We start from the raw sequence: 20,376 nt of genomic DNA on the forward strand, positions 1-20,376 counted from the left end.
TAATGGGTTTACCAGAACTAAAAATAAGAAATTTTACATTAAAAGTGCCGGTATTTCAAGGTGGTATGGGACTTGGAATAAGTTGGGATAAATTAGCTGGTAATGTTAGTTTAAATGGAGCTTTAGGTATTATTAGTTCAGTTGGGACAGGTTTTTATGAAAATAGAGCACATATTAACAAAGAACTAAACGGTAAACCTTATGGAAGTGAGAATTTTTATTCTACAAAAGGACTTGATGCTGTTATAAAAAATGCTAGAAAAATTTGTAAAGATGCTCCATTAGGTTGTAATATAATGCATGCATCAAATGAATATGAAAGAATAGTAAAAGACGCTTGCAATGTTGGTTTTAATGCAATTATTAGTGGTGCAGGATTACCTACAAATTTGCCAGAATTTACTAAAGACTTTCCTGATGTTGCATTAATTCCTATTGTATCATCAGCAAAAGCTCTTAAAATAATTTGTAAAAGATGGACTCAAAGATACGATAGATTGCCTGATGCAGTTGTTCTTGAAGGGCCTTTAAGTGGTGGTCATCAAGGATTTACATACGAGCAATGTATAGACCCAAATTACCAATTAGAAAAATTAATTCCTGAAGTAAGAGCTGAACTTAATGAATGGGGAGATAATATTCCTTTAATTGCAGCTGGTGGAATTTGGAATAAAAATGACATTTTAAATGCTATTAGTTTAGGTGCAAATGGGGTTCAAATGGGAACAAGATTTATAGGAACTTATGAATGTGATGCTGCACTTGAATTTAAACAAGTATTATTAGATGCCAAAAAAGAAGATATAGAATTGCTAAAAAGTCCTGTTGGCTATCCTGCTCGTGGTATTAGAACAAACCTTCAAAAAATGATAGAAGAAGGCACTGCTCCTAAAATTTCTTGTATAGCAAATTGTGTTGCACCATGTGAGCGTGGTAGGGGCGCTAAAAAGGTAGGATATTGTATTGCCGAAAGACTTTATGATGCTTATAGTGGAAAAAAGGAAAGTGGGTTATTTTTTACAGGTGCTAATGGATATAGATTAAATAAGTTAATTAGTGTTAAAGAGTTGATTGAAAAATTAGTTAATGGTGAAGATGAATAAAATCTTATTTTTACTAATTAGTATTTTTTTATTTGCCGGTGAGTTTGATAAAGACTTTAAAAATTTTGATAATATATTTTTAAATTCTAATAAACAAACTCAGTTGTCTTTACATCAAAAATTAAAAACAATTTATATTAAAAGTTTAGTTTCAGATGATAATAATACTAAAAAAGAAGCATTGAAAAGAATTGTTTTAAGTTCTAAAATTTTAAATTTAGATGCTTCTACTTATGAAAAAGAATTATCAAGTTTAGGTGTAAATCCTAATAAAATTTCAAATAATAATGATTATAAACAAAATAATCAAGCTAGTAAAATTAATAAAACTATAATTAATAAAAACGATAATAATTCTAATAAAATAAAACAAAATAATCAGCCTGATAAGAATGTCAATAAAACTACAATTAATAAAAACACTACAAAAAATAACGATAAGGTTTCTAAAGAAAATTTAACAAAAACAAGTGAAAAAGATAATACTAAAAATAATAAAATATATATAACTAATGTTAGTAAAAAAGATAATCAAATTATAATCAAATTAAAGGGTAAATTACAAAAAAGTGATATTAAAGAATTTGTATATAATACAAAAGAAATTAAAAATAAAATTATTGAATTTGACGCTATTTTAGATACAGGTAGGCAAAATATAAAATTAGGCGATTATGATGTTAGTATCGCTCAATTTAATCTAGTTAGGACTAGGATAGTATTAAGAAGTAAAGATGAATTAGAATATAAATATACAATAAATGATAATATATTAACTTTAGAATTAAATTCAAAAATAGAAAATATAAATTCAAAAATAGAAGATAAAAAAATAACTCAAAATGTTAAAAGTCAAAAACAAAATTCTAAAGATAATTCAATAATAAATAATAAAAATAAAACACAAGATATAAAAGTCAATAATCCTACTGAAAAACAAATAAAACAAGATTTTTATGTTAATAATATAAGTAAAACAAATTCTGGTATAAAATTACAGTTTTCATCAAATATAGATGAAAAAGACTTAAATATTTTTTCTCACGGCAATAATAAAATTATAGAATTAAATGCTATTTTGAAAACAAAAAAACAAAATCATAAATTTAAAGATTATTCAATTAGTGTTGTGCAATTTGATGCAAAAAAAATTAGAATAAATATAAATAGCAAGAAAGATAAAACCATATCTTATAAAACCGATAAAAACAGTATTGAAATTTATTTAGAAGATAATGATGTGAAAAATTATAAAAATAGTTTTAAAAAATCAAATTTATTAATAACTATAGATGCAGGTCATGGTGGTAAGGATTCTGGTGCTAGTGCTTATGGTAGGCAAGAAAAACATATAGTTTTATCAATAGCATTAAAATTAGAAAAAGCATTAAAACAAAAGGGTTATAAGGTATTTTTGACCAGAAAGAATGATGTTTATATAGGTCTTCGTGAAAGAACAAAGATGGCAAATGATAAAAAAAGTGATCTATTTATAAGCATACACGCAAATTCAGTAGCAAACAAATCAAATAAAGTTTATGGGATTGAAACATATTTTTTATCACCTGCTAGAAGTGAAAGAAGTAAAAATGCTGCTGCTATAGAGAATAAAGGTGATATAGAAGAGATGAATTATTTTTCTAAACAAACATTTTTAAATTTTTTAAATCGTGAAAAAATAATATCTTCTAATAAATTAGCCATTGATATACAAGGTGGAATTTTAAGTGCTATTCCTAAATCTTATCTTAAAAAAGATGGTGGTGTAAAAGAAGCACCATTTTGGGTTTTAGTAGGTGCTTTAATGCCAGCTGTATTAATTGAAGTTGGTTATATCTCACATCCAGTTGAAGGTAAAAATATAGCCGATGATAAATATCAAAATTATTTGGTAAATGGTATAGTAAATGGTATAGATGGCTATTTTGCAAAAAATAAATAAGGCTAAATTATGAATAAAGCAAACTGGATTTTAAAAGATAATGAGATTTTTTCTTTAGATTTTAATGATTTTTATTATAACACAAAAGAACCTTTAAAAGAGCGTTATGGTGTATATGTGAATAATGCTTTTAGTAATATTAAAGATACTTTAACTATTTTAGAATTTGGCTTTGGACTAGGACTTAATTTTTTATTAAGTGCAAAATTAGCAAAAGAAAAAGGTATAAAACTTTATTATGTTTCAATAGAAAATTATTATCATAATATAAAAGATTTGATTTTTTTTGCTAAAAAATTTAATTTAAATTTTGATGATGATTTTATAAAATATTATCCACCGTGCAAGAACGGAATTTATAGAATTAGTTATGAAAATATCACTATTGATTTAGTTTTTTTAGACATTAACGATGCCTTAGATAATTTAGACTTGAAAGCTGATATAATTTATGCTGACGGATTTTCTCCTAAAAAAAATAATGATATGTTTTCTTATGTCAATTTAGAAAAGCTAACAAAATTACTAAAACCAAATGCAAAATTATTAAGCTATAGTTCAAATTCAAATTTCAAAAATGCCTTAAAAACATTAGGTTTTAGTATAGAAAATATAAATTTAGGTATTAAAAGAGAAAGCACATTAGCGATTTATAATGATACCAAAATCACCGCACAGCAAGATGGATATTTTGCAAAAACACCATTAAAAGCTAAAAAAATAGCTATAGTAGGTGGTGGGGTAGCAAGTGCTTGTTTAGCTTATGAATTATCTAAATTTGATTATGAAATAAGTGTTTTTGAAAGACATAACACATTAGCAAACGAAGGTAGTGGTAATAAAATAGGGTTATTAACGATGCTTATACAAAATCCACAAAGTTTGTTAGGTCAGTTTAGTGAATTTTCTTTTTGGCATAGCTCAAATTTATATAAAAATTTAGGTATTGAACTAAATGGAGTTTTAGAACATGCCTTTAATGATGAATTAAAGCGTAGATTTGTTATGCAAAAGGATAATCCATTTTTAAAATTTTATAATGACTTTGCATTTTTAAAAGACGGTGGAGCATTAGAACCTTATAAATTAGTCCCTTATATATTTTCACTTTCAAAGGCTAAAGTTTATTTAAATCATGAGCTATTATCATTTAACGAAAATGAGAATAGTGTTATTTTAAATTTTAATGACAAAAGTCAAGAATTTGATATTGTTATTTTTGCTACAGGTGTTAATAATTTTTTTAAACATTTAACCTTATCATCTCAAAGAGGTCAAGTAACTTGGTTAAAATCAGATTATAAACTAAAACACTCAGTAAGTTCTAAAGCATACTTAACTATTGCAAAAAATGGCGTTATGGTTTTAGGTGCAACCTATGATAGAAATTTAATAGCACCAGCTCATCCAAGTTATGACCTAATAAATATCAATAATTATAAAAGTGTATTTTCTAAGGATTTAAGCCATTTAATAATCGGCAATAGAGTAGGTTATAGATGTTATTCATCAGATAGATTCCCGATAGTTGGTGCTATTAGAACTGATGATTATTACATTAATACATATAAGAATTTACAATTTACAAAAACAAAACCACAAGAAATACCAGAAAAATCAAGGATTTTCATAAGTACAGCACACGGGTCAAGAGGACTTGCTACTAGTTTAACAAGTGCTAGATTAATTGTAAGCAATATCAAAGGTATCCCTAGTGGTATGTTAAAAAGTTATGAACAAGCCTTGCACCCAGCAAGATTTATTATAAGAAAGCTCAAAAAAGGTTTATCATAATATTACTTTTTATATTTTGTTAAATTCTTTAGCAATACACAATTTTTTGATATTTTTTAATTTTATTTTAAAGCTCTTTCATAATCTTAATTTTATTAAATATTATTTATTTTAGTGACTTTTTATCTATTTAATTTTTATATTTTTACTTTTAGAAAATTTGATTAAATATTTTTAAATTCTAATTTATTTTTTAAATTTTCAAGTTCTTAAAAATTTATCTTTTGTTGATATATCCGTATTTTTATAAATTTTATATTGATTTTTTTAAGTTATCATAAAGATATATAAAAATCCATTTATACTATAATTATTCACTACTTTTAAGTATTATGTGAAGTTTTAGGAGCTATTATGAAAAAGATTTTTTTAGTTGCATTACTTACTACATTAGCATTATCACTAACTATTGATGACGCTAGAAAAGATTTTAATTTAGGCAATATAAAATCAGCCTTAATTAAATTTGAACGCTTGTGTAATGACAATAATAAAGATGCTTGTAATATTTTAGGCGTGATGTATTACGAAGGTAAGATTTTAAAACAAAACTACACAAATGCTATGTATTATTTAAATAAGGCTTGTGATAATGAAGAGCAAGGTTCTTGCTATATTTTAGCATTTATGTATGAAAATGCACAAGGAACTGATAAAAATTCTTTTAAAGCGTATGATATATACAAAAAATCGTGTGATAAAAAATACTTACAATCATGCGAAAAAATAGCTGATTTTTACAAAAACGGCACAGGAGTTAGACAAAATATCTCAAAAAGTTTAGAAATTTACTCAAAAAATTGTGAAAAAAACTTATATTCTAGTTGTATGATAGCCGCTGATATTTTCATTAATTCTAAATTTAATATTAAACAAGACATTATGAAAGGTATTAGTTTGTTAGAAAATGCTTGTTCTAAATCATACGCTAATTCGTGTAATACATTAGAAAATTTGTATCCTAAATTAACTCAAGAGCAATTAAAAAAAGCATTATCATTAAAACATAAATTATGTATGAATAAAAACGCTAAAAGTTGCGAACAATTAGGTAAAATTTATGCAAACATTGATAATTCTAGAAAAAATTTAGAAATATCTAAAGAATATTTTGGCAAGGCTTGTGATTTAAGAAGCGAAGCTGGATGTAAAAGTTATAAAATCTTAAATGAAAATGGCATTTAGATAAATATTAAATCATATTTAGTATTTATTTAAAATTTAAACATATTTATAATATAAATTTTGTTATTAATTAATTGTATAAATAAGTAATTATATTCAATAACAAAATTTTAATCTTAAAAAGCACTAAATTTTTAGACCAAGAAAACATTATAAAACAAATCATTTTTAGATTACAAGGCTTTATATTTAATAATTTTTTAAAAAATAGCTAGTTGCATAGCAAAAAATCAATTTTTTTTAAAAAAAATACAAAATTTCACCAAAGTATATACTCGTGTTTTTTTTTTTTTTTGTTATAATGACCCTCCATTTTTTATGGGTATGTTGTGAAAAAATGTAACAAAGATGAAAAAAATTAACTTTTATTTCGTTAATTATATGTATTAGCGATTAATTTAAGGAATATTTAATGAATAAAAATTATAAACTCACATTTAAACAAGGTATAGGATATGTCCCTATCAGTGAAAAGTCATCTTCATTTTGTAAAGGTCAAAGAGCAGTAGTTAGTAACTCAAAATCTAATCAAGAATGTGGGGTTTTTAGTAAATTTTTTAGTATAAATCCAGCTTTAAGTATAATTGTAAGTTCGGTAATATTTTGCACTCCAGTTGATTTGTATGCAGTGACTGGTGGTGGTAATAATGTCAATATTGATTCTAATAATAATATGGCTATAGGAAATAATTCTACAGCAACTAGTGATAAGGCTAATACAGGAAGGGCTATAGCTATAGGTAGTGATAGTGCTGGGACCGATGGTGTTCGTAAAACAACAGTTACTGGTGAGCAATCAATAGGCATAGGAACTGGTATTAATGTTACGAAAAGACAATCTATAGGTATAGGTAACGATATTGATGTTACAGGTGAGGGTGCTATAGCCTTAGGTAGTGATGATATGGGAAGTTTATCTAATAATTTAGGTTATCCAAGAACTACAGCTTCAGGGCAAGGTTCAGTAGCTATAGGAACCCATACTAAATCTACAGCCACAGCGTCATTAGCCTTAGGTGCTAACGCTAATGCTAACAGTAATTACAGTTTGGCTATGATGTGGGGATCTAGTGCTAGTGGTGAAAATTCAATAGCCGTAGGTAATACAGCGACAACTACAGAAAATAACTCAATAGCTATAGGTAATACGGCTAAAACATCAGGTAGTAGTTCAGTGGCTATAGGTAAAAAAAGTAATGCTAGTGGAGCAGGTTCTATAGCTATAGGTGGTGATGAAGTTATACCTATAAATGGCACAAAATATGTAACTACTGAAGCTACTGGAAATGGTGCAGTAGCTGTGGGCTCTCTTTCTAAGGCAACAGGAAATGCTTCACTTGCTTTAGGTTCTAATGCTATAGCAAACAATGAATATAGCCTAGCAATGATGTGGGGTTCTAGTGTGAGTTCTAATAACGCAATAGCGATAGGAAAAGTAGCACAAGTAGGGAGTGGCATTAATAATGCTGTAGCTATAGGTAGCGAATCAGTAGCTAATAGTCTAAATACAGGAGACTACACCTACACAGCAGGTATGAATAATAGTAAAACTATATCAGTAGAAAGTAGAGCAACTGTATTTTCAATAGGTAAAAGTGGATTAACTAGACAAATTCAAAATGTTTCTCCAGGTGTAGTGAGTGCAACATCAACCGATGCTATCAATGGAGCACAATTATATATCACAGCTGAAAATTTAAAGAATTATTCTGATACTGTAGGTTGGAAAATACAAGCAAACGGCGCTGGTAATACTAAGATAATAAATGACAATATTGTAAATTTCAAAACAGGTGATAATGGTGCTAATAATATAGAATTATCTTTAAATACGGCCGGTAATACAACTACTTTGAATATGTATACTAAGTATTTTTCAATAAACTCGACTGACACAGGTAATAAAGATAGCCTAGGTGCAAAAGGAACTAATGCTATGGCAATAGGACCAAATGCTTTAGCTAATGGAAAAGAATCCTTAGCTTTAGGTAATTATGCTGGTTCGGTATATAGTGAAGTTAATAAATATCTTTCTAAAGTAAGCCAACCAACAATAAATCAATCAACAGGTGAAAAATCACTTAGTATAGGTAATTATGCATTAGCTAGTGGTATATTTTCAACATCTATTGGTGCATTCACTTATGCAACAAGTAATAGATCACTCGCTATAGGAAGTAATAATGGTCATACTGATAATGCTCAATCATTTACCCTTGTATCTGGAGCACAATCAGTTGGTATAGGCTCTGGCTTACTTGTTAGTGGAGATCAATCAATCGGTATAGGAAATGATATAAAAACATTTGGTTATGGTGCTGTAGCTATAGGTGGCGATGATAGTGGTAGAAGTGGTTATTGGACACCAACGATAGCTAATGGTAATGGTTCAGTTGCACTAGGAACGCACTCTCAGGCTATAGGCAATTATTCTTTAGCATTAGGTTCAGATTCTAAAGCTGGAACAACTTCAGAAACTACTACAGACGGTAGTACTTTAACAAAGAAGGTTGCTATTACCAGTGGCGAATATGCCCTAGCTATAATGTCTAAATCACAGGCTCAAAAGAATAATTCTATAGCTATAGGTTACATGGCTAATTCAGCAAATGATAGTGCTATAGCTATAGGACAAAACGCAACCGCTAGTAATGATAATAGCGTTGCAATGGGTAGCTATTCTAAAACTAAGAATGCTAATACAAGTGGAACTTATTTTTATAATCCATTTGCTGTTACTACACTTGCTACAAATACTGTAGCTGGACTCCCTAAAGATGGTACTTCGGGTACTTCGGTGTTTTCAGTAGGAGATACTGGTAAAGAACGCCAAATCGTAAATGTAGCTGCAGGAGATATCAGTGCGACTTCAACTGACGCTATTAATGGTTCGCAATTATTTTTTACAGCTGAGAAATTAAAGGAATATTCAAATAGTGTAGGTTGGAATATCTCTGGAACTAATAATAATACTCAAGTTACTAATAAAATAACAAATGATAAAAAAGTTAAATTTGTAGGTGGTGGCGATACTACTGTTAGCGTAGAAAATTCAGATAGTGATAAAACAACAACTATTACTATCTCATCAAAATCAGGTAGCACTATAAAGTATTTTTCGGTAAATTCTAGTGAAACAGGTAACGAGAAAAATGATGGAGCTATTGCTACAAACTCAGTGGCAATAGGCCCTAATGCGACAGCAAAGAGTGATAATGCTATTGTTTTAGGTAATAATTCTAGTATAAGTGATAGCATAAATTCAGGCATATTCGGAAATGATAATAAAATTCAAGCATTTACGAATAATGGTACTAAGCAAAATGGCAGTGGAAAAGCCTATGCTATCGGAGGCAATAATACAATAAAAAATAGCAGTGATACCACAATTGTAGGTATAGGAAACCAAATAGACGACGCTCAAAATAGCTTTCTTTTAGGAAATAAAAATGAAAGTTTTAACAATGTTGATAACAAAGGTTTAAATAATACTCAATTAGTTGGTAATGAAAATAAATCTACTAATACAAAAAATTCACTTATTTTTGGATACAAAAACAGTGATGAAAATTCAGATAGTGTGTTTATAATCGGTAGGAACAATATAACTTCATCTAGCGGTGGAGATTTTAACGAAACAGGTAAAGGTTCTTTAAATTTAATTGGTAGTGGCAATAACGGTTCAGGTTCTGGTAATTCTAGTATTATTGGTAATAAAAATATATCAAATTCTAATCTAACTCAAATATTTGGTAATAGCAATAATGCTACAAGTTCAAAAAATTCAATAGCTATTGGTAATGAAAATACTCTAACGAGTGTTGATAGTTCTGCAGCTTTTGGTAATAAAAATACAATTGTTAAGAATAATTCATTTGCAATAGGTAATAATAATAACGTAACTGGTGCAAATACATATGTTTTAGGTAATAATGTTGTAGCTAAAGTTAGTAATTCTTTATATTTGGGCGATAATTCTACTATTACATATAGTAATTTTATAAATACTGAAAACACTGCAAATGCTCCGAAAAATCTTGATAAAGATAACCAAGCAGGTTCTACTACTACTGGTGGCTCAAATGGAACCATTACAAAAGGAACTATACTTAAAGGAACAAAAAAAGCGATAGTGTATGGTGGAGAAACAGGAAGTGCTGATATATTTGCAGGAGCTACTTCAATAGGTGGTGTTAGCGTTGGTTATGCTGGTGGTGAGCGTAGGATTATGAACGTAGCAGCTGGAGAAATTTCACCTACATCAACTGACGCCGTAAATGGGTCGCAGTTATATGCAGTAGCACTTAAAAACTATACTCCATATTTTTCTATAAATTCAAAAGCTGATGGCAATTATAAAAACGACGGGGCAAGGGCTGAAAACTCAATAGCTATAGGAGCTGATGTTAGTAATGAAATTGGAAAAAGTGATTTTTCTATATCACTAGGAACTGGTATAAAAAATGCTAATGATTCATCGGTTTTGATAGGTTATGGTGCTGGTTCAGAAGTCGGTAAAGAAAATGATATGAGTTTAGTTGGAATTCAAGCTATAGGTATAGGTAGAAATTCTTTACCTAAAGGTAATTATAGTATAGCTTTAGGTTCAAATTCTCAAGCTAATGGCGAAAAATCTATATCATTAGGAAATGCTATAAATGATGTTAGCAAAGGTGTTGCTATAGGTGATGGTGCAAAGATAGTTGGTAGTACAAATATTTTTAGTAGTGTTGCTATCGGAGCTGATTCAGAAGTTACAGGGGTAAATACTGGTAATTATGTTTTCTCAATAAATTCTATTGAGAACAATGATAACGTAGGTGCTAAACCAGATAATAAATTTTTAACCCAAGATGAATATCAAGCGCTATTTACTAAGTCTAAGGATATAAATCTTAGCTCAGACGAAAGATTAAATGCATCTAAAGAAATTAAAAATAAATCAATGTCAGTATTTTCAGTTGGTTCAGCTGGTAAAGAAAGGCAAATCCAAAATGTAGCAGCTGGTGTAGTAGATGAATTTTCTACTGACGCAATCAACGGCTCTCAGTTATATTACACAGCTTCAAATTTGAAAACCTATGCTGATACTATAGGTTTTGATGTAAGCGACGGAACTAATAATGCTGAAATAGATAATAATTTAACAACTGAAATAGATAGGAAAAAACTTTCATTTAAAAGTGATAGCGATAATACATTAAGTGTAACATTAGATAAAACTAATGCAAACGAGCCGACCATTAAAATAGCGACAAAAACTACTACTGTATCAAAGGGTGCTGATGGAGATTATGTCGCAGATACTACAGGTAGTCATAATAAAGATAATCTTATCACAGCTGGTAATGTAGCTAGTAATTTAAATGAATTAAAAACTGATTTAACAAATTTAGGCTTAGATTTTACAGCTGATAATAACGGAACAGCAGGTAAAATTCATAAGAATTTAGGTGAAAGTTTAGCTATTATTACAAATGATTTTGATGATTATAAAGGAACTAATCTAGAAACTAGAATAAATGGCAATTCTATTGAAATTGGTTTTAGCGATAAACCTACTTTTAGTGAAGTTACAGCTAATAAATTTACAGCTGGTAAAGTTACTATTGATAAAGACAATGGTATTAACGCTGGTGATAAAAAAATTACAAATGTAGAAACTCCTACAGATGATAATGATGCGGCAAATAAAAAATATGTTGATGATCATAAATGGATTATCGCAGGTAATGATGGTGCTGAAGTCAATAAAGTAGGCAAGGATAATAAAGTTCAGTTTGTAAATGGTACAGGCACGACAGCGAGTGTTACTGATGATAGTGGAAATACAAAGGTTACATTTAATGTAGATAAATTAAGTGCTACTTTAAATAATGATAATAAAGTAGTATTAGCTCAAAATAATGAAAATAGTTTTTATGATGTAAAATCTATTAACACAATAGCAAATAACATAGGCTGGAGTGTTTCAGATAAAAATGGTGCTCAAAATTTTGTTAAAAATGATAGTAATGTTAAATTTATATCAGGCAATGACAAAACCACTGAAGTAGTGGTTGAAAAAAATGATGATAAGACTACAACTATTAAGATTACAGCAAAAAATGATGAACTAAATGCATTTAAAGAAAAAGCCATAACATTCAAAACTCAAGATGGCGAAGTTAGTAAGAAGCTTGATGAAACATTAGAAGTAGTAGCTAATGATATAGGCAATGATCATAAGGGTCAAAATTTACAAACCAGCATTGTAGATGGAAAATTAGCTATAGGTTTAAAGGATAATCCTGAATTTAATAGTGTTAAGGTCGGTGATAATAATGCTAATAATATGGTAATATCGGGTAATTCTATACAAGGTAAAAATAATAATGCTAATACTACAGGTATAAAATTTAATGATGATAATGTTAGTTTATTAGGTAGTAATGTAAAACTTTCAAATGTAGCAGCCGGTGCCATTAGTGATAGTTCAAAAGAAGCTATTAATGGCTCACAATTACATAATTTAGGTAATATTTTAGGGTTAAATTCAAATGATACCATTTTTGATAATCCTACTTTTACAGCATTAAAAGATAAGCAAGGAAAAAATATAACGACTAATCAAGCTACTTATTTAAATGTATTAAATAGCACTATAGATAGAGTAAATAGTGGAATGATTTTTGCAGATAATACTGGTGAAAATACTCAATATTTAGGCTCAAAACTTAGTGTTGTAGGTTCAGCAGCTACTAATGGTGTAAATTATGTTAGTGATAATATTACTACAGAATATAAAAATGAAAATGGTGATGGGACTATCACTATAAAAATGAGTGAAAAACCTACATTTAATGAGGTTAAAGCAGATAAATTTATCGCTGGTGATGTAGTAGTTGATAAAGATAAAGGTATAAATGCAGGTAATAAACCTATAACAAATGTAGCAACTCCTACAAATGGTAAGGACGCTACGAATAAAGATTATGTTGATGCAGCTGTAACAAACGCTGTGAATGGTAGCAAATGGGAAATTCGAGGTAATGACAAAAAAGTTGCTGAAATAGGAAAAGATAGCAAGGTAAATTTTGCTAATGGCACAGGAACTACGGCAAATGTTGTCAATGAAAATGGTGCTACAAAGGTTACATTTAATGTTAATCTAGCAAATAAACCTACAATTACCGATGGCGTTATTACAATACCAACTACACCAAATGTTGCAAATACATTCTATGACGCACCTACTATTGATAATATGCTTGGTGCAATAGGTTGGAATGTATCAGGTGAAAATAATGCTAATAAACACCTAATTACCAGTGGCAACCAGGTTGAATTTGTAACTACTACTCCAAATACTACAAGTGTAGATGTGAGTACTGACAATAATGGTAAAACAACTATCACAGTTAATACATTAACAGCAAGTTTAAGTAATGATAATAATGGTAAAATAGTAAATCCTACTGGTGCTGATAAATTAGTAACAGCTGGTAATGTAGCTAATGTCGTTAATACAGGCTTAGATTATTTAAAAGATTTAGGTTTAACATTTAATGCTGATACTGGAACAACAAAACAAGCATTAGGTTCGACTCTAAATATAAATGCTGGTAATATAGATAATGTTTTTGTTGGTAGTAATTTACAAACTAAAGCTGAAAATGGTAAAATTATAATAGGTTTCAAAGACAGTCCTACATTTAAAGATATTAACGCTGATAAAGTTGATGTTGGTGGTATAGTAATTGAGAAAGACAAAGGTATAAATGCTGGTAATCAAAAAATCACAAATGTAGCAGATGGTAATATCACTGAAAATTCAAAAGATGCTATTAATGGTGGTCAAATTCATAATCTAAAAAATGAATTAAATACAAGTATTAACGCTTCAAAAACCGAAGTAACAGGCACAGGTGCAACTATAATTACACAAGAAGTAGGAACAAATAATCAAACGATTTATAATGTTCATGTAGATAAGCCTATACAATTTACAACCGCAGATGGCACACAAGTTACTAAAGTTGGTGATGAATTTTATAAAATAAAAGATGGTAAGCCTGATATGAATTCAAAAGTTGATTCTAATGATGTTGTTATATCTATGGTTAATCCAGACGGCACATCAACTACTCCTACAAAATTAACAAATTTAGCTAAAGGTAGTATTACTGATAATTCAACTGATGCTATCAATGGTAGCCAGTTGAAAGATTTAGGTGATAAATTAGGTCTTAGTTTAAATGATACTGGTGATGGATTTAAAGCACCTAATTTTACAGCGATTACAGCTGGTAAAAATGCTCCTACTACAAGTTATAAAGATGCTATTGATGATTTGATATTAGCTATGAATAAGGGTAGGGTGTTTAATGCTGATAATGGTATAATTACTACAAAACAGCTAGGTGATACATTATCAATTACTACAGGCGATTTTAATTTTGAAAGCAATAATGTAAGTAATGATTACACAAATAAAAATATTGCTTCAGTTGTAAAAGATGATAAAATTGTAATAGGTTTTAAAGATAAACCTGAATTTAGTGAAGTTACAATAAAAGATAATAATGGTTCTACTGTTATTAATGGTAATTCTATTAATAATAATGGTAAAAGTGGAATTGAATTTAAAGACAATGAAATCACATTAAAAGGTAATGGTAATAGTTCTCCTGTAAAAATTACAAATGTAGCTGATGGTAATATCGCTGAAAATTCAAAAGATGCTATCAATGGTGGTCAAATTCATAATCTAAAAAATGAATTAAATACAAATATTAACGCAGCGAAAACTGAAGTGGAATCAGATGATAAGTCAATAAATATTGCTGAAAGACAAGGTGATAATAAACAAACAATTTATGATTTATCAGTTGTAAAATCAGAATTAAGCATATCAAATGACGGAAAAACTATAGCAAGTAATACGCCAAATAATGCTTTCGTAACTGGAGATAATGTAGCTAATATCGTAAATAAAGCGACAGCTAGTGCTAGAACTGAAGTAATAGAAGGTAAAAATGTAAGCGTGGTAGCTACTAATGGAGCTGATGGGCATGATATTTATGAGATAAATGTAAAAGGCGACTTAGATGAAATTTCATCACTTACTAATGGTGCTACAAAAATTACACTTGACAAGGATAAAAACGAATTAAATGTAAATGGTGCAAAAATTACAAATGTAGCTGATGGTGAGATTAATGCTAATTCAAAAGATGCTATCAATGGTAGTCAAATTTATAATCTAAAAAATGAATTAAACGAAAATATTAATGCGGCAAAAACTGAAGTTGTGTCAAATGATGGTTCGGTAAATATTAAAGAGCAATTAGGTAATAATAAACAAACAATTTATGACTTATCAGTTGTAAAATCAGAATTAAGTATATCAGGCGATGGTAAAACAATTACAAGTAATACACCTAATAATGCTTTCGTAACTGGAGATAATGTAGCTAATATTGTAAATAAAGCGACAGCTAGTGCTAGAACTGAAGTGATAGAAGGTAAAAATGTAAATATTGTAAGCAGTCAAGGTTTAGATGGGCATGATATTTATGAGATAAATGTAAAAGGTGACTTGGATGAAATTTCATCACTTACTAATGGTGCTACAAAAATTACACTTGATGAGGACAAAAACGAATTAAATGTAAATGATGCAAAAATTACAAATGTATCTAATGGAGATATTAGTAAGGATTCTAAAGATGTTATTAATGGTAGTCAATTAGATAGTTTAAGAGAGGCTTTAGGACTTGCACTTAATGATAGTAAAGATGGTTTTGCAAAACCTGATTTTCATGCTATAAAAAATAGTGATGGAACAGATGAACCTAAAACACATAAAGAAGTAACCGCTATCATTGATGATATTATTGATACTGTTAATAAAGGTTTGGTATTTAATGGTAATACTGGTAATGATACAAATACTCAACAAAATTTAGGATCAAGGCTTAGTGTTATAGGAAGCGAAAAAGTTGCTGGTGAAAATTATTCATCAAATAATATTACAACTACTTATGAATATAATCAAGGTAATGGAGTAATTAAAATAGAGATGAAAAAAAATCCTACATTTAATAATATTACTGCAAATCAAGTAGTAGCTAATGAATTTAAATCTGGTGATGTCGTTATCAATAATGATGGTATAAATGCTGGTGGTAAAAAGATTCAAAATGTTGCAGCTGGAACAAAACAAACAGATGCAGCGAATGTTTCACAAATAGTAGAAACAGTTCATACTATGATATTAGGTGCTGGTTATGAATTACCAGAAGGTAAAATTGTTACAGTAAATGAAGAGACAGGTAAAATTGAAATTAATAAAAATTTAAATATCGGTGGTACTGGTGCAAATAATATAAATGATGCGATAGCTAGTATTAAGGGAGATAATATTCGCTTAAATGAAATTGTTAATAAAAATAAAAAAGAAGCAAATGCAGGAACTGCTAATGCTTTAGCTGTAGGAAATTTACCTCAATCAACTATACCTGGTAAAGGAATGTTTTCTTTAGGATATGGAACATATAATGGACAAAATGCAGCAGCTTTTGGAATATCAAAAATGTCTGATAGTGGCAAGTGGGTATTTAAAGGTGCTATGAGTTATGATTCACAAAGAAATGTAGGTGGAGCAGCTTCAGTTGGATTTCACTGGTAATATAAAAAGAGTTTTAAACTCTTTTTTGATGAAAGGATTTTTATGTATAAAAAAATAACGGTTGGAATTTTATCTTTATTAATGTTTGGTTGTTCTGATTATATTACTAAAAATATCCCAAAAGATGGAATAATGAAATATGATGAAGTAAGGTGGCCAAAAATTGATTCTGCTTGGATAAAAGGTGGGACATATCCTAATATAGAAAATCTTAAAAAAATAAAAAAAGATATGACTAAGGATCAAATTTATGCATTAATCAGTCATCCACATTATTCCGAAGGAATGTTTTCTCCGGTTGAATGGGATTATTTATTTAATTTTATATCTAGCGATAATAATATTATTCAATGTCAATACAAGATTATTTTTGATAAAAATAAAAAAGCACAAAGTTTTTTTTATAAGCCAAAAAATTGTATTGAATTAATTGAGAAAAAAGATAATAAGATTATGCAAGAAAAAGAAATAGAATTATTATTTGATTTTGATAAATTTGATATAAAAAATGATGAAATCAAAAAACTTAAGAAATTTGTCAGTAATATTGATAAAGATACTACAATTTATGTAAGGGCACATACTGATTATTTTGGAAGTGATTATTATAATTTAACCTTAGCTGAGAGTAGGGCAAAAAGTGTTGAAAATGAACTTTTAAAATTAGGTTACAAAAAAATAAAAATAAATATAATAGGCGAAAGAGAACAAGTTAAAATCTGTGCTAATGTAGATAAAAAAGAGCAACAAGTAAAATGCTTAAAACCAAATAGGCGTGTAACTATTGAAATAAAATAATAATTGCAAACACTTTATGTGTTTGCGCTTTTTTAAAATATTTAAGCTTTCTTTAAAATATTGTTTGTTTATTTTTTAAAATATAAAAATATTAATATAAGTTTAATATTGTAAAATATAAATATTTTAGTATTTTTTATACTGAAAATAGTATAAAATTCATTAATATTTTAAAATTATAAAATATTAATGAATATAGCTTTTTTGATAATGCTAAGAGTCATCTTTTAAATTTTTAGCGATTTTTGCTGCTAGTTTTAATTTATCATTATCAAAATGAGTATAAATTCTTGAAGTATTAAGCGAAGCATGACCTAAGGCTTCTTGAACTAATAATAAATCCTTTTCTTTTTTATAGAGTAGGGTAGCAAAACTATGTCTTAACATATGGGCTCCATTTTTTTCTTTTCTAATCCCTGCTTGTAATAAGACATTTTCAATTAGTCTAGAAATATAAGCTTGTGTTAGTGGTTTACTATTGCGTCCAATGAAAATAAAATCATCTTGTGCTATTATATTTTTTAAATAATTTAAATGATTGTTTATTAAATTTATATCTAATAATACCACGCGATATTTATTTCCTTTTGCGTGAATTCTTAAACTGACTAATTCATTTTCAAAACTAATATCTTTTAATCTTAATCTTAAAACTTCATTAACCCTAATACCTGTAAAAAGTATTATTTTTATGGCTAATTTGTTTCTGTCGGAATTACTTTTAAAATTAAATTCATCTAATGTTTTTAAAAATAATTTCATTTGCTCTTCATTCATATATTCAGGTAATTTTTGACCAGCACTAGCTTTAAGACCAAGCCAATTTTTTAATTCTATTTCAAAAACATGACTACCATCGTCATCTTTATTTTGAGAATTTAAAAATTTAAAAAAATTAACTATAGCTATCTTATAATTTTTTTTACTAGCATCACTAAGACCAGCTGTAATACTTGCAAGAATTTCAATAACTAAATCCTCATCAATTATTTTAAGAGAGTAGAGCTTGTAATGAATAATTTGTTCATAAAATTTTTTCAATGGATTAAAATAAGTATTAATTCCTATTATACCTATATTTCTAATTTGTTTTGCTAAATTATCTAATTCTGTTATATTTTTTGGAGTTGTATTTAACTTTATATTAATATCACGCAATAAATCTGGATTATCTAGTAATTTATTAGACAATGAATTTATTTTGAATTTCAAAAATTTACTAAGCCAAAACAACATAGAATTATTAAAATTTTCTTCACAATCAAGAGGGTATTTCATTTTTATATCCTTTTTTATTTTAGTATATCAAAAAATGTTTTCAATATAAAATTATTTTAAATATTTTATCTATAGAAAAAATAGTACAAATATAAATTTATATTTTACTTGCTATATAGTTAAATATATAAAATTATCATAATATTTTACTAATAATTTTATGTATAATTTTATGTATTTTTATATATAAAATTATACATATAAAAAGTGTGAAAATTTTTTATTGAATGTTTTAAAATTATATAGTATGAAAGATATAAGCTTTAAAACACGTAAAATTTATATAAAGTTAAGTAATATAAAGTATGGAAAACAATACTTTTTTGTCTAAATTTAAAAAGTAAAACAAATTAATAAAATTAGTGGGATAAATAATTGTTTGAAAATTATAGTTTTCAATACTAATTTAATAATATTACTATTTTATCATATATATAATCCATATTACATCTGAAGCAATAATTTAATTTTTATTTTAAAACTATTTTTCTTTACATACTTTATTATAACAATTCTACTTCAATACCTGCTATTTTAAAAATTTCTCCTACTTTATCAAAATTGCTACTCATTATGGTCGCTTTTTTAAGATTTGGGAATTGTTTTAACTCTAGTAAAGTTATCTCATTTATACAAAAATCCCATCTTCGCCGTCCCATTGCGGAATAATATTCAGATATATGTCATTTCAGCCATCCATATAAATTTCCTCAACCTTAGTTGCAAGCTCTTTTGGTATCGGCAATTTTTTGAAAAAATTAAGTGCAGGTTTTATAATAGTTTCGCTTTCTGTATCAATTTCTTTGCCATTATATTGCTCTGCAAAATCATAAATATCAAAATATGGTTCTAAAATTTCTAAATCATACATCAACACTTGTATAACGGCAAGTTTAAAATTTAAATTATCAAAATGTAAGGCGTTTACAAGATTATTTTTAATCTTATAATTAGCTGGTTTTTTGATAGGTTTTGGTGAGAAATGGATAGAAAGAGTGTTGTTTAATTTTTTGATTTCACCATCTATATTTTCGCCATAATATATCCAAAAATCACTAATATAAGTAGAGCCACCCCAAAAATGAGGCTTATTACCTTCAAACATCACCATTGCATTGCAAGTCTTAGAAGGTAATTCATCATCTTTTTCATAGGTTGCCGGTATGACGGTTTTTCCTAAATAAAGAATAATAGAGTTAATATTGTGATTATCATCTACATCAATATTGCAAGATTTATAAAATTTTTTTTATATTTGATAAAGTTGCACCAAAAACAATTCCTAACTCATCATAAATATATTTCATACGCACTTCATTTGCTTGATAAATACGATTTGGCTTTCCTAAGATTTCTTAAATATCTTTTAATGACAAAGGAAAATTTAAAACTTTATCATCTAACACTACTTTGTTCTCATATACATCAACTTTTTTTATTTCTTTTTTTCTTTTAAAAAGCCACATAAATCCTCCTTTATAATACTTGTTAGATAATTTACTCCTTTTAATGATTTATCAAGACCTGTAGTATCTCCACCAATCTCAACTGTAATACCCTTTATTCTATTTGCCACTTATATCCCTCCTTTCTTAAAAATGGAC

10 protein-coding genes are annotated in these 20,376 nt (G+C 27.8%); 6 read left to right on the forward strand and 4 right to left on the reverse strand.

The window, feature by feature from the left end; all coding sequences use genetic code 11:
• Positions 1-2: 2 nt before the first annotated feature.
• The 6 genes from NY022_RS00305 (at position 3) to bamE (ending at position 17,494) form a co-directional block, all read left to right on the forward strand.
• A complete protein-coding gene (locus NY022_RS00305; protein ID WP_267523030.1) occupies positions 3-1,103 on the forward strand; it encodes a nitronate monooxygenase in 1,101 nt (366 codons plus the stop codon).
• Complete coding sequence (locus NY022_RS00310; protein ID WP_267523031.1) at positions 1,096-3,045, forward strand: N-acetylmuramoyl-L-alanine amidase family protein; 1,950 nt, start codon at positions 1,096-1,098, stop codon at positions 3,043-3,045. Before NY022_RS00305 ends, NY022_RS00310 begins: the two co-directional genes overlap by 8 nt.
• A 9-nt stretch (positions 3,046-3,054) precedes the next feature.
• Positions 3,055-4,839 (forward strand): bifunctional tRNA (5-methylaminomethyl-2-thiouridine)(34)-methyltransferase MnmD/FAD-dependent 5-carboxymethylaminomethyl-2-thiouridine(34) oxidoreductase MnmC, encoded by a 1,785-nt coding sequence (gene mnmC / locus NY022_RS00315; RefSeq protein ID WP_267523032.1) that lies wholly within the window; start codon positions 3,055-3,057, stop codon positions 4,837-4,839.
• A gap of 354 nt (positions 4,840-5,193) precedes the next feature.
• Positions 5,194-6,024 (forward strand): tetratricopeptide repeat protein, encoded by an 831-nt coding sequence (locus tag NY022_RS00320; protein ID WP_267523033.1) that lies wholly within the window; start codon positions 5,194-5,196, stop codon positions 6,022-6,024.
• Between the two features lie 412 nt (positions 6,025-6,436).
• Complete coding sequence (locus NY022_RS00325; protein ID WP_267523034.1) at positions 6,437-16,696, forward strand: YadA-like family protein; 10,260 nt, start codon at positions 6,437-6,439, stop codon at positions 16,694-16,696.
• A gap of 42 nt (positions 16,697-16,738) precedes the next feature.
• On the forward strand, positions 16,739-17,494 hold the full coding sequence (bamE, locus tag NY022_RS00330) for an OmpA family protein (RefSeq protein ID WP_267523035.1): 756 nt from the start codon (positions 16,739-16,741) through the stop codon (positions 17,492-17,494).
• Positions 17,495-17,707: 213 nt separating this feature from the next.
• On the opposite strand, the gene NY022_RS00335 is transcribed toward bamE, so the two are convergent.
• The 4 genes from NY022_RS00335 to NY022_RS00350 form a co-directional block, all read right to left on the reverse strand.
• Positions 17,708-18,772: a tyrosine-type recombinase/integrase gene (locus NY022_RS00335; RefSeq protein WP_267523036.1), complete on the reverse strand. Its 1,065-nt coding sequence runs from the start codon at positions 18,770-18,772 to the stop codon at positions 17,708-17,710.
• 503 nt (positions 18,773-19,275) lie between these two features.
• Positions 19,276-19,431 (reverse strand): hypothetical protein, encoded by a 156-nt coding sequence (locus NY022_RS00340; RefSeq protein ID WP_267523037.1) that lies wholly within the window; start codon positions 19,429-19,431, stop codon positions 19,276-19,278.
• Between the two features lie 29 nt (positions 19,432-19,460).
• Positions 19,461-19,877: a DUF6892 domain-containing protein gene (locus tag NY022_RS00345; RefSeq protein ID WP_267523038.1), complete on the reverse strand. Its 417-nt coding sequence runs from the start codon at positions 19,875-19,877 to the stop codon at positions 19,461-19,463.
• A 330-nt stretch (positions 19,878-20,207) separates the two neighbouring features.
• Positions 20,208-20,348, reverse strand: a complete 141-nt coding sequence (locus NY022_RS00350) for a hypothetical protein (RefSeq protein ID WP_267523039.1) — start codon at positions 20,346-20,348, stop codon at positions 20,208-20,210.
• Between the last annotated feature and the right edge of the window lie 28 nt (positions 20,349-20,376).

It is taken from the genome of Campylobacter sp. MG1 (assembly GCF_026616895.1).
Lineage (GTDB): Bacteria > Campylobacterota > Campylobacteria > Campylobacterales > Campylobacteraceae > Campylobacter_E.

Excerpts from the sequence above, each read along its gene's own strand:
- NY022_RS00305 (WP_267523030.1), top strand. The coding sequence starts at position 3 with ATGGGTTTACCAGAACTAAAAATAAGAAATTTTACATTAAAAGTGCCG.
- NY022_RS00310 (WP_267523031.1), top strand. The coding sequence starts at position 1,096 with ATGAATAAAATCTTATTTTTACTAATTAGTATTTTTTTATTTGCCGGT.
- mnmC (WP_267523032.1), top strand. The coding sequence starts at position 3,055 with ATGAATAAAGCAAACTGGATTTTAAAAGATAATGAGATTTTTTCTTTA.
- NY022_RS00320 (WP_267523033.1), top strand. The coding sequence starts at position 5,194 with ATGAAAAAGATTTTTTTAGTTGCATTACTTACTACATTAGCATTATCA.
- NY022_RS00325 (WP_267523034.1), top strand. The coding sequence starts at position 6,437 with ATGAATAAAAATTATAAACTCACATTTAAACAAGGTATAGGATATGTC.
- bamE (WP_267523035.1), top strand. The coding sequence starts at position 16,739 with ATGTATAAAAAAATAACGGTTGGAATTTTATCTTTATTAATGTTTGGT.
- NY022_RS00335 (WP_267523036.1), bottom strand. The coding sequence starts at position 18,772 with ATGAAATACCCTCTTGATTGTGAAGAAAATTTTAATAATTCTATGTTG.
- NY022_RS00340 (WP_267523037.1), bottom strand. The coding sequence starts at position 19,431 with ATGGGACGGCGAAGATGGGATTTTTGTATAAATGAGATAACTTTACTA.
- NY022_RS00345 (WP_267523038.1), bottom strand. The coding sequence starts at position 19,877 with ATGTTTGAAGGTAATAAGCCTCATTTTTGGGGTGGCTCTACTTATATT.